This is a genomic window from Butyrivibrio sp. AE2015 (genome assembly GCF_000420825.1).
Taxonomy (GTDB): Bacteria; Bacillota; Clostridia; order Lachnospirales; family Lachnospiraceae; genus Butyrivibrio.
In genome coordinates this window covers 78,903-90,400 of sequence record NZ_ATVR01000013.1, presented here as the reverse complement: position 1 = coordinate 90,400, position 11,498 = coordinate 78,903, and the positions used below count along the sequence as shown (strand labels likewise).

At 40.2% G+C, this 11,498-nt stretch carries 8 protein-coding genes; 5 read left to right on the top strand and 3 right to left on the bottom strand.

Annotation, left to right across the window (positions count from 1 at the left end; all coding sequences use genetic code 11):
* Window positions 1–143: 143 nt before the first annotated feature.
* Window positions 144–995, bottom strand: coding sequence for a hypothetical protein (locus tag G585_RS0108490; RefSeq protein ID WP_022774343.1), 852 nt, complete (start codon window positions 993–995; stop codon window positions 144–146).
* A 234-nt stretch (window positions 996–1,229) separates the two neighbouring features.
* On the opposite strand from G585_RS0108490, the gene G585_RS0108485 reads away from it, so the two are divergent.
* The 3 genes from G585_RS0108485 to feoB all read left to right on the top strand — a co-directional run bounded on the left by G585_RS0108485 (window position 1,230) and on the right by feoB (window position 7,063).
* Window positions 1,230–2,219: a LacI family DNA-binding transcriptional regulator gene (locus G585_RS0108485; RefSeq protein WP_022774342.1), complete on the top strand. Its 990-nt coding sequence runs from the start codon at window positions 1,230–1,232 to the stop codon at window positions 2,217–2,219.
* A gap of 105 nt (window positions 2,220–2,324) precedes the next feature.
* Window positions 2,325–4,634 (top strand): glycogen/starch/alpha-glucan phosphorylase, encoded by a 2,310-nt coding sequence (locus G585_RS0108480; RefSeq protein ID WP_022774341.1) that lies wholly within the window; start codon window positions 2,325–2,327, stop codon window positions 4,632–4,634.
* Window positions 4,635–4,705: 71 nt separating this feature from the next.
* Complete coding sequence (feoB, locus tag G585_RS0108475; protein WP_022774339.1) at window positions 4,706–7,063, top strand: ferrous iron transport protein B; 2,358 nt, start codon at window positions 4,706–4,708, stop codon at window positions 7,061–7,063.
* A gap of 8 nt (window positions 7,064–7,071) precedes the next feature.
* On the opposite strand, the gene G585_RS0108470 is transcribed toward feoB, so the two are convergent.
* Complete coding sequence (locus G585_RS0108470) at window positions 7,072–7,815, bottom strand: response regulator transcription factor (RefSeq protein ID WP_022774338.1); 744 nt, start codon at window positions 7,813–7,815, stop codon at window positions 7,072–7,074.
* The gene (locus tag G585_RS0108465) at window positions 7,816–9,543 is read right to left on the bottom strand and encodes a sensor histidine kinase (RefSeq protein WP_022774337.1); all 1,728 of its coding nucleotides are present in this window, start codon (window positions 9,541–9,543) and stop codon (window positions 7,816–7,818) included.
* Window positions 9,544–9,652: 109 nt separating this feature from the next.
* Between G585_RS0108465 and G585_RS0108460 the strand changes: the two genes are divergently transcribed.
* Window positions 9,653–10,561: an ABC transporter permease gene (locus tag G585_RS0108460; protein ID WP_022774336.1), complete on the top strand. Its 909-nt coding sequence runs from the start codon at window positions 9,653–9,655 to the stop codon at window positions 10,559–10,561.
* Window positions 10,562–10,576: 15 nt separating this feature from the next.
* A complete protein-coding gene (locus G585_RS0108455) occupies window positions 10,577–11,464 on the top strand; it encodes a carbohydrate ABC transporter permease (protein WP_022774334.1) in 888 nt (295 codons plus the stop codon).
* The last annotated feature ends 34 nt before the right edge of the window (window positions 11,465–11,498 follow it).

Here is an 11,498-nt window from a genome sequence, read left to right as displayed (position 1 = left end):
CCTGTTTTCTGTTCTGAATAAGCATGAAAGAAAACAGGGCGCATTATTTTATATTTACTGTGTCTTTGCGAATGCTCCGAGATCTATCCGAAGGTATGGGCACTTTGGATTTTATGCCACACGCAAGAAAGTATAATAAAGCATTACCAGTCTGAATCCCAGTCTGTTCCGCCTGAATCCCAGCTGTCGTTAGAATCCCAATCATAATCTGAGTTGTAATCTGATGTGTCGTTTGAGTGGTATTCTTCATAATATGAAGAATTGTCCCAGTTATCAAAGGAATATGAGCTGTTCCACTTTTCTGAAAGATAGTATTCATCATAATCAGATTCAAGCTCTTTTGAAACTTCTCTTGCAACATCCGGGCCTGCAAGTTGTTCAAGTGGTTCCCAATCTGTGTAGTCCCAGTAATACCAATCGCCCTGATAATTGTACAGGACATTTGAATCATATTGATAATAGCCATTGTGCCTGTTTTTGAATGGGGTTACCAAAAACGAATTGATTAGAATTACGATAACTGCAATAATCCAGATTTTGGTGCCCAGCTGAGCTAATTTATTGCCTGAAGTATTGTTGCCAAAGACTTTTGAAGACACCGAACTAAATGCGCCTTTTCGGCTGTTGCTGTTTAGCTGTTTTTGGTGCACAATCTCATCTTTTAGCCTCTGATAGAGCTCGTTAACAGCATATTCTTCATCTTTGCCCTGATATCTGATAGCACGTTCACCATCAGCTTTGTTTTTATAAACAACAAAATCTCCGTTATCATCCTTATAGATTCCAAAGGCTTTTGGCCCCTTGTGATCTTCACCGATAAAAAACCTTGTAACTTCATAGGAAGGAAGATTCCTGTTTTTATACCATTCCTTTAATTCTTCAATTGTCTTAGGTTTTCCGGAATTTTGATGAGATGGATTAGGAGCACCGCAAGAAGGGCATTTTTCCTGAGTGTCTTCGTATGTGTTTCCACAATAATCACATTTGATCTTCATAATCTCCCCCTGAATGAAACAATACAATAAAATTTTATGTATCATTTTTTATTATGTCAACTTTTCTGGTGGAAATGATGGGGGAGTAATTGAAAATGTATTAGCAATTTTATGCTTTTTTAATGGACAAACCAATGCCAAAAAGCTATGATTAATTGGTATGGAAAACGATTTCCTTAGCAGATGGCATTTCTGCCATCAAAAAATAAGATTAAACATTTCAGGCGGGGAAAAATGGTATCGATAAAAGATGTTGCAAAAGAAGCCGGAGTGGCTATCTCAACAGTTTCAAAAGTTTTGAATAATTATCCCAATGTCAGTGAGAAGACCAAAAACAAGGTCAATGAAGTCGTTGACAGATTGGGATTTGTGCCTAATGCAGTGGCAGTATCACTGTCTTCCAAAAAAACAGGTAGAGTGGCACTTTTGATAAAACTGAATTTAAGTACGCAGGCAAGCGATGAGATCAATATGCGGTATATTTCCGGTGCAGTTCATAAGGCAAAAGAGCTGCAGCTGGATGTTATCACTGTGTTTGCTTCAATGATAGAGGATATGACTGTCGAAGAGGTCACAAGTTATTTTGAATCCCAGGGAATAAGGGGAATCATTGTTTATGGCATGACCACAAAGGATAAGGTTATTCATAAGCTCATAGATAGCGGACATTTCAAAATGGTTGTGGTTGATGCACCCATGGTCAATGATTCAACATCTTCAGTCAGTGTTGATCATGCAAAGGCTCAGTACGACGTTGCAAAAAAGACTATCACCGAGAACAAATGCAAAAAGGTATTATACCTGGCAGGTGAAGACACCGGTTATGTCACTAAAGACAGACTTTTAGGAATAAAGAAACTGTGTGAAGAAAAGAACCTGAAACTCACTGTGCGAAATGGGCAGTTTTCTGAACTTAAGGCAAGAGAGCTCACGATGCGCTTTGCTAAAAATGCTGATTGCGTAGTGTGTGCTTCGGATATGATGGCAATCGGGGCAATGAAGGCCCTTATTGATATGGATATATTCAGACCGGTTTGTGGGTTTGATGGGATTATCCTTATGGGATATGTGGGAAAACAGATGAATACTGTTAAGCAGGATTTTTCAAAAATATCTGAAGAGGCAATCTTGGAACTGAATCGACTGATGTCAGGCGAGACCGGGCGAAAAGTCACAATAAAGCATGAACTGGTACGAATAAAGTACGAGGATATTATTGCATAAAAAATAATACTTGCAGAAAACGTTTTCCTATGATAACCTTAACACATAAAAGATAAAGAAAACGTTTTCCGTAAACACGGTTTATTAACGAGAGGAGAAAGAAAAATGTCCAAGCACACAAACATGCAACGCGACGTACTTGTACTCAACCTTGAGGAGCAGCTTGAGGGAATTGCTGATGAGAAATTCGGCAAGACAATTAAGGAGTGTACAGACCAGGAGACTTACTACATTCTTTTAGAGATGTCTTCACGCCTTATGGATGTGGCTGAAGTTTATAACGGAGAAAAGAAAGTTTACTACATCTCTATGGAGTTCCTTATTGGTAAGCTTCTCTCCAACAATCTCATTAACCTCAGAGTATATGACAGGGTTAAGGCTATCCTTGAAAAAAATGGCAAGGACCTTTCTAAAGTTGAAGAGTGTGAGCCAGAGCCATCACTTGGAAACGGCGGACTTGGAAGACTTGCTGCCTGCTTCCTTGATTCTATAGCAACATTAGGTCTTGCAGGTGAAGGAATTGGTCTTAACTATCACTTCGGACTTTTCAAACAGGTATTTAAGGATCACCTTCAGTGTGCAGAAAAGAATGACTGGATTGAGGAAAATTCCTGGCTTGAGAAAACAGATACTACTTTCGAGGTAGCTTTTGGTGATAAGAAAGTTGTTTCACGTCTTTACAATATGAACGTTGTTGGCTACGACACAGGAGTAAACAAGCTTCGTCTTTTTGATATTGAGTCAGTAGACGAGAGCCTTGTTAAAAAAGGAATCGATTTCGATAAGACTAAGATCGATAAGAACCTTACTCTTTTCCTTTATCCTGATGACTCTGATGAGGCAGGAAATCTTCTTAGAATTTATCAGGAGTATTTCCTTGTATCAAACGCTGCACAGCTCATCCTTCGTGAGCAGAAAGAGCGTCAGTACGATCTTCATGAGCTTCATAAACATGCAGTAATTCAGATCAATGATACTCACCCAACAATGATCATTCCTGAGCTTATCAGAATTCTTGTTGAGGAAAAGGCATTTAACATTGACGAGGCTATCAACGTAGTCAGCAAGACATGTGCATATACAAACCACACTATCCTTGCAGAGGCTCTTGAGACATGGCCGCTTGAGTACCTTGAAAAGGTAGTTCCACAGCTCATTCCTTATATCAAAGAACTTGATAAGAGAATCAGAGCGCAGTACAAGAACCCTAAGGTTCAGATCATCGACAAGGATAAAAAAGTTCACATGGCATTTATTGATATCCACTATGGTTTCTCAATAAATGGTGTTGCTGCTATCCATACAGACATTCTTAAGGACAGCGAGCTCAATGACTTCTACAAGATCTATCCTGAGAAGTTCAACAACAAGACAAACGGTATCACATTCCGCAGATGGCTTCTTTCATGTAACCATCCACTGGCTGATTTCCTTTCAGAGACAATCGGAGATGGCTTTAAGAAAGATGCAAATAAACTTGAAAAGCTCTTAGAGCACATTGACAATCCGGAAGTTCTTGATAAACTTGAAGAGATTAAGATGGATAAAAAGAAAGAGCTTGCTTCATATCTCAAGGAGCATGAGAATGTTGAAGTTGATCCTGATTCAATCTTTGATATTCAGGTAAAGAGACTCCATGAGTACAAGAGACAGCAGATGAATGCTCTTTATATCATCCATAAATATCTCGAAATAAAGGGTGGCAAGAAGCCTGTAAGACCACTTACATTTATATTTGGCGCTAAGGCTGCACCTGCATATGTTATTGCAAAAGACATTATTCACCTTTTACTTGTGCTTCAGGAGATCATCAACAATGATCCTGATGTAAATAAGTATATGAAGGTTGTCATGGTAGAAAACTACAACGTAAGCTACGCTGAAAAGCTTATTCCTGCCTGCGATGTTTCAGAGCAGATCTCTCTTGCATCAAAAGAGGCTTCAGGAACAAGTAACATGAAGTTCATGCTTAACGGAGCAGTTACTCTTGGAACTGATGACGGAGCCAATGTTGAGATCCATGAGCTTGTTGGTGACGACAATATCTATATCTTTGGTATCAGCGCTGATGAAGTTATAAAGCATTACAAGAAGGCTGATTACGTTTCAAAGGATTACTATAAAAAGAGCCCTGTTATAAAGGAAGCTGTAGATTTCATCGTAAGTAAAGAGTGCCTCAAGGTTGGACATAAAGAGAACCTTGAAAGACTTTACAAGGAGCTTCTTAACAAGGACTGGTTCATGACGCTTATTGACCTCGAGAGCTATATTGCCAAGAAAGATGAGATCTTTGCTGATTACGAGAACCGCGATAAGTGGAAAAAGATGATGCTTACCAATATAGCTAAGGCCGGATATTTCTCATCAGACAGAACAATCGCTGAATACAACAGAGACATCTGGCATCTCGACTGATTTTACTAAAATAAAAGGCTTGCACTTAACATAAAACACCCACGTTTCCTTAATGAAAGAGAGAAATTGAAGTGACAATAAAAGATTTACTTATTGGTGAAAGTGCACGAATTGATATTGTTGGCGGAGAGGGAGCTCTTCGCCAACATTTTCTGGATATGGGAGTTATACCAGGGGCGGAAGTTACACTTGTTAAACTTGCGCCTTTAGGTGATCCTATGGAACTTAGGATCCATGGGTATGAGCTCACACTTCGTCTTGCTGATGCTGAGAAAATTCAGGTGACTAAGCTATCTGAGGCAAAAGAGCCTGGTAAAGCAGGGCAGTCAAAAAAAAATTCTAAAAAGATCGAACACCCTGGACTTGGTGAAGAAGGCAAATATCATCCAAAGGGAAGCGGCAATCCTTTGCCGGATACAGCTCTTTTGACATTTGCTCTTGTAGGTAACCAGAACTGTGGTAAGACGACTCTTTTCAATCAACTGACAGGTGCAAATCAGCACGTTGGTAATTTCCCCGGAGTTACTGTGGACCGCAAGGATGGTTCTATACTCGGACAAAAAAATACAATGATAACGGACCTTCCCGGAATATATTCCATGTCTCCATATTCCAGTGAAGAGCTTGTCAGCAGGAACTTTGTGCTTGAGGAAGAGCCTGAAGCCATCATCAACATTGTGGATGCCACAAACATGGAGAGAAATCTGTATCTGACTATGCAGCTTCTTGAAATGAACATCCCTGTTGTGATCGCACTTAATATGATGGATGAACTTAGGGGCAATGGGGGAACAGTGGATATCAACCTTATGGAGAGTATGCTTGGAGTTCCGGTTGTTCCTATTTCTGCAGCCAAAAATGAAGGAATAGATGAGCTTGTGCGCCATGCCATGCATATAGCCCACTATCAGGAGAGACCGGGACGCCAGGATTTTTGCGATGAAAATGATAATGGCGGCGCTGTTCACAGATGTATCCATGCAGTTATGCATCTTATACAGGATCACGCTAAAACAGCTGAGCTCCCTTTGAGATTTGCGGCCAATAAGGCAATAGAGGGAGATCAGCTCATAATTGATAAGCTAAGTCTCGATGATAATGAAAAAGAGACACTTGAACATATCACAAAGCAGATGGAGGCAGAAAGAGGCCTTGACAGGGCAGCAGCCATTGCCGACATGAGATTTGCCTTTATCCACAAAATTTGTGATGAATGTCTGGTTAAACCACATGAGAGCAAGGAACAGATCAGAAGCCAGAAGATAGACAGAGTTCTTACCGGCAGATTTACTGCTATTCCGGTGTTTATTCTTGTTATGGCGGCAGTTTTCTTTTTGACTTTTAATGTGATAGGAGCTTTTTTGCAGGGACTTATTGAGATGGGCGTTGGTGCATTGACGGGCCTTGTAGACAATGCTATGACGCAGGCAGGGGTAAATTCAGCTATTCACAGTCTCGTGGTTGATGGCATTTTTGAAGGCGTGGGAAGTGTCCTTAGCTTTTTACCTATAATCGTTACAATCTTTCTGTTTTTATCGCTTCTTGAAGACAGTGGATATATTGCAAGAGTTGCATTCTTCATGGATCAGCTCCTTAGGAAAATAGGGCTTTCCGGAAGAAGTATCGTTCCGCTTCTGATCGGCTTTGGATGCACGGTTCCGGCGGTAATGTCTACGAGGACTCTTCCAAGTGACAGGGACAGGAAAATGACGATCCTTCTTACTCCTTTCATGAGTTGTACCGCCAAGCTTCCTATTTATGCCTTTTTTGTGGCAGCATTTTTCCCTGATAAGGGCTGGCTTGTGATCACGGCGCTGTATTTCCTTGGAATTGTGCTGGGAATTATAGTAGCTTTGGTATATAAAAAGACTTTGTTTAAGGGCGAAGCAGTACCATTTGTTATGGAGCTTCCAAATTACCGCATGCCCAGTGCCAGAAGTGTAATGCAGCTGATGTGGGAAAAGTCAAAAGATTTCATTCAGAGGGCATTTTCAGTTATTATGCTGGCTTCAATAGTTGTGTGGTTTTTCAAGAGCTTTGATTTTCATCTGGAACTTGTGGCCAGCACCAAGGACAGCATGCTTGCAGCAATTGCCGGAATTCTGGTCCCTATCTTTAAACCAATTGGCCTTGGGGATTTCAGAATATGCACATCTCTTATAAGTGGCTTTATGGCAAAAGAGAGTGTGGTATCAGTTTTGGAAGTGCTGTTTGACGAAGCTGGCGGCGTTTCTGCTGCAATAAGCACTTTATCTGCAGCAAGCCTCCTTGTCTTTTCACTTGTTTATACCCCGTGCGTTGCGGCTGTTGCTGCAATTGGCAGAGAGATGGGAAGACGCTGGGCTGTTGCCGTTGTTTTGTGGCAGTGTGTAGTTGCGTGGATTGCAGCATTTGTTGTGTATTATGTAGGAATGTTTATAGGAATATGATTAAGTCATCACCATGACTCATTTTGGTTCCTGAATTCCACCGGAGTCATTCCAAAGCTCTTTTTAAAGAGTCTGGTAAAATATGAGTAATTATCGTACCCAACGTGGAGTGCGATATCGTGAATTGAATAATCGGTTTCTGTTAAAAGTTTTTTCGCAAGAGACAGGCGCTTTTCTATGACGTAATTTTTGTAGCTAAAGCCTGTCTCTTTTTTGAATATTTTGGTGATGTAATCCGGATCAAAAAAGAACATTTCAGAAAGCTGCTCTCTGCTTATTTCTTCTTTAAAATGCTCGTCAACATATTCTAAAAGAGCTTTCTGCGCCGATTCTGTATCAGACGTATCAAGCTTATAAAAAGAGCTTTCGGAAGTGTCATTATCATAGGCTTCCTTTATGGCTTTTTTGATGATGCGGGTCAGCTCTGCATAGTCAATTGGCTTTAAAAAATAGTGATAGCTCTTTAGCTCAATAGCTTTCTGAGCATATGAAAAATCTGCATAGTTTGTCAGAAATATAGTTGGAACCTTGTTCCCATGCTCACGCAAAAAGCTAAGAAGATCAAGCCCTGTGCCATGCGGCATATCGATGTCGCTAAGGAGCAGGTCTATTTTATTTGAATTAATTATTTCTTTTGCCGAATTGATCTCGCCTGCAGTGAAAACTTCAGTAAATCCAAGGCTTTCCCAGGCGATTCCTTTTTGGAGCGCCGCAATAACAAAGCGGTCATCATCCACAAGTAAAACATTCATTTATTCATACCTCTTTGGGAGCACCAGAGTAACAACGGCGCCTCCCGAAACACTGTTTTCTATAGATAGATCAAAGTTCCCCTCATATAGAAGTGAGAGTCTTCTGATGCAGTTGGTTATTCCTATATGACTGCCATTTTCTGTTAGATCTTCTTTGTTCTTTATTTTTTCTATGACTTCATCAGAGAATCCCTGGCCATTATCTGCAATTGAGATGGCAACAAAAGAGCTGCCTTCCCTTTCCAGGTCTTTGCTGGAGATAGCAATCTTTAATACATCTCCCTTGGAATCCGCATGCTTGATGATGTTTTCAATAAAAGTTATGAGTAAAAGAGGCGGTATCAGAATATCCATGTGTGAATCATCGATATCGCAGTCATAGTCAATATCTTCTGATAAGCGCATCATCTGAATGTCAAGATAATCTTCCGCATGAGAAATCTCATTGCTAAGTGTTACAAAATCCTTATCTGCCTGAAAAAGATATCTGAAATACTTGGAGGTAAAGCTGAGCATTTTCTGAGCTGCGCTGACGTCTCCAAGGCTTAACATGCTGTCTATCGTAGTGAGGCAGTTTAAGTAAAAGTGCGGTTTTATCTGCTGCTGCAAAAAGTGGATTCTGAATTTGTTCTGGTCAAGCTCTGCTTCGTAAATGTTGATGCGGAGCCTTGTTATTTCATGGATCAGATTTTTGAACTGGTCATTTATCTGATTTAGCTCCTGCAATTTGCCGTCAGTAAGATCAAGTGTTGTGACTTCAGTACCTGACAGAGAGTCCATTTTTGACAGGTTTTCGGAAAAGATCCTGATAGGCAGGATAACTTTTTTATATGTTAAAAGAATGTAGCCGCCCATGATAAAGGAAAGGGTAAGAGCTGTTAAAAATACCAGGAACTGAAGGAGAAATATCTTTCCATAGTTACCGAGCATATCTGAGTTAACAACTAAAGTAAAGGGGAGATCAGCGTCTTCACCGCGGAAAATGATCTCATTGTAATAGTAAGCCAAAAAACCGCTGGGGCTGGGACCGGTTTTATAATAGGTGTCTCCCTTTAAGTTTTGGAACTTAATACTGCCGTGACTTCCAAGATTTAAGCTGTGAAGAGGTGAAAGCAGATCCTCTATAGGAACCAGAGACACAAAAGTTCTATGGTTATAGGTAATAGCATAGTACAGGTAGGTCTTGCCACCTATCACAGTGGGAATCCAGGATAAACCGCCGGATGTAAGCCCCTGTGAAACGTCCGATATGATCCTCTTTCTGATGGTTTTGTACCTGTCATAGGTAACTGCCATTTCTGAGGCATTAATGAACAGATTACCTTCATCCCAGTAAAAGAAATACATATATTCTGGACCTGTTGAATACTGCATGTCGCTTACCCGGAGCCTCAGATCAGTGCTTGCTTTTCTGTAATCCCCCATGTGACCCTCAGTGGAAAAGCTGTCCAGGATAGGATCATGGAAAACAGTCCATTGAACGAAGTGTTCTATGGCATTAAGTCTTTCGGTTAATTCTGTTTGATATATTGATACGGCATTCTCTACTGCAAGATTATTCTGCTTTCTTATTTCCAAAAATGAAAAGACACTTACTATCACAAAAATGATAACTACAGGCACGGAAATAAGTAGTGTTTTTCGAAGTATCTGTACAACAGGATATGCTCTGTTTCTTCCTTGGTTTTTCATAAGTTCATTATAATTTAAAGGTTTACGGCCTGCCACAGTTTTTAGTTTCCTGTTCGGAAAAGTGCTATCCATAAAACTGAATAGTGCTATTTTTTGTTTTTTGAAATCTTTAAGATTTAGAACATGAAATCAAGGAGAGCAAAAAATGAAGAATAAAATCTTGGGGAACATTAAAAAATACTATCAGTTGTATTTACTTCTTTTACCGTCAGCAGTACTGCTATTTTGTTTTGCATACCTTCCTATGGTTGGAATAGTGATAGCATTTCAAAATTATTCACCTGCTCTTGGAATTCTGAAAAGTCCCTTTGTGGGAATGAAAAATTTCATGCAATATTTCAGATCATATCAGTTTTCAGTAACCATAAAAAACACGCTGGTTCTGAGCCTGTACAGCATACTTGTAGGATTTCCGCTTCCAATCCTTCTTGCACTTATGTGCAACCAGATGAAGACCAGGGGATTTAAAAAAGTATTTCAGGTGATAACCTATCTGCCACATTTCATTTCAACAATGGTAATGTGCGGACTTATCCTGATCTTCTTATCACCGAGCAGCGGACTTTTTGCAAATCTCTTTAAACTACTGGGACATGAATTTCCGAATGTGATGTCAAGTGCCGCAGGATTTAAGCACGTATATGTCTGGAGTGACATATGGCAGCACCTTGGGTGGGACAGCATCATATACCTGGCTGCGCTTGCAGGAATCGATCCAACATATTATGAGGCAGCAACTGTAGATGGAGTAAGCACACTTCAGAAGATAAAGTACATAGATATTCCCATGATCATGCCGACAGCAATGGTACTTCTCATCATGAGGGCTGGAAGTATATTGGGAATAGGCTTTGAAAAGGTATTCCTGCTTCAAAATGTTCAGAACATCATGAGCAGTGAGATCATTTCAACCTATGTTTACAAAATGGGTATGCAGAGCATGCAGTACAGTCTGTCTACTGCAATAGGTCTTTTCAATACGGTAGTTAATGTGATCGTGTTAGTGCTCGTAAATCTGATGGCCAAAAAACTCACGGACAGCAGCCTGTTCTGATATTGGGAGGAAGAAATGGTAAAAAGGAAAAAGTTTTCACAGGACGTTTTAGTAAATATCATATTTCATCTGATAGCAGTGCTCATGATAATTGCTGTTATTTACCCGCTTTGGTTTGTCGTTATTGCCTCTTTTAGCAATCCTGCGGATGTGGCAAACGGCAAGGTGTGGCTGTGGCCAAAAACTATAGATGTAAGGGGATACCAAAAGCTTTTTGAACAGAAACAGATCTGGAAAAGTTATTGGAACACCATAATATATACCATTTCCGGCACACTGGTTGCTCTACTGGTTAATATTACTGCCGGCTATGCCATGTCAAGAAAAGATCTGCCGGGGAGAAAGATAATAAATGTCTTTTACCTGATTCCCATGTTTGTAGGTGGTGGCTTGATCCCTACATACTTGGTAGTTAAGCAGTTTGGCCTCCTGGATAATTTCCTCGTTATGGTAGTTCCATTTGCGGTATCCACTTACAACATAATCGTGGCAAGGACGTTTTTTCAAAATTCACTTCCCGAATCACTTTGGGAGGCAGCGCAGATAGACGGCTGCAGCACTATAAGATATTTCGTGCAGTTTGCAGTTCCTCTTTCAAAAGCGGTAATTGCGGTTGTTGGTCTGTGGACAGCAGTTGGTCTTTGGAATTCCTGGTTCAATGCCCTCATATATCTGCAAAATGAGAATCTTATACCACTGCAGCTTTTACTCAGAAGAATCCTTATTTCAAATGAGTCACTTCTTGGGGCAGCTACAGGTACTATGGCACAGGAGCTGCGACAACTTTCAGACATGATGAAATATGCATCAATTGTGGTTTCAACATTGCCAATCATGGCTCTTTACCCTTTCCTGCAAAAGTACTTCAATCAGGGTGTAATGATAGGAGCAGTAAAGGGATAAATAGTATAAAATATTTTTAGAGAAGGAGAAAAAG

Bases quoted from the DNA above. Each gene is read 5' to 3' on its own strand.
- G585_RS0108470 (WP_022774338.1), bottom strand. From the start codon at position 7,815: ATGAATGTTTTACTTGTGGATGATGACCGCTTTGTTATTGCGGCGCTC.
- G585_RS0108480 (WP_022774341.1), top strand. From the start codon at position 2,325: ATGTCCAAGCACACAAACATGCAACGCGACGTACTTGTACTCAACCTT.
- G585_RS0108490 (WP_022774343.1), bottom strand. From the start codon at position 995: ATGAAGATCAAATGTGATTATTGTGGAAACACATACGAAGACACTCAG.
- G585_RS0108485 (WP_022774342.1), top strand. From the start codon at position 1,230: ATGGTATCGATAAAAGATGTTGCAAAAGAAGCCGGAGTGGCTATCTCA.
- G585_RS0108460 (WP_022774336.1), top strand. From the start codon at position 9,653: ATGAAGAATAAAATCTTGGGGAACATTAAAAAATACTATCAGTTGTAT.
- G585_RS0108455 (WP_022774334.1), top strand. From the start codon at position 10,577: ATGGTAAAAAGGAAAAAGTTTTCACAGGACGTTTTAGTAAATATCATA.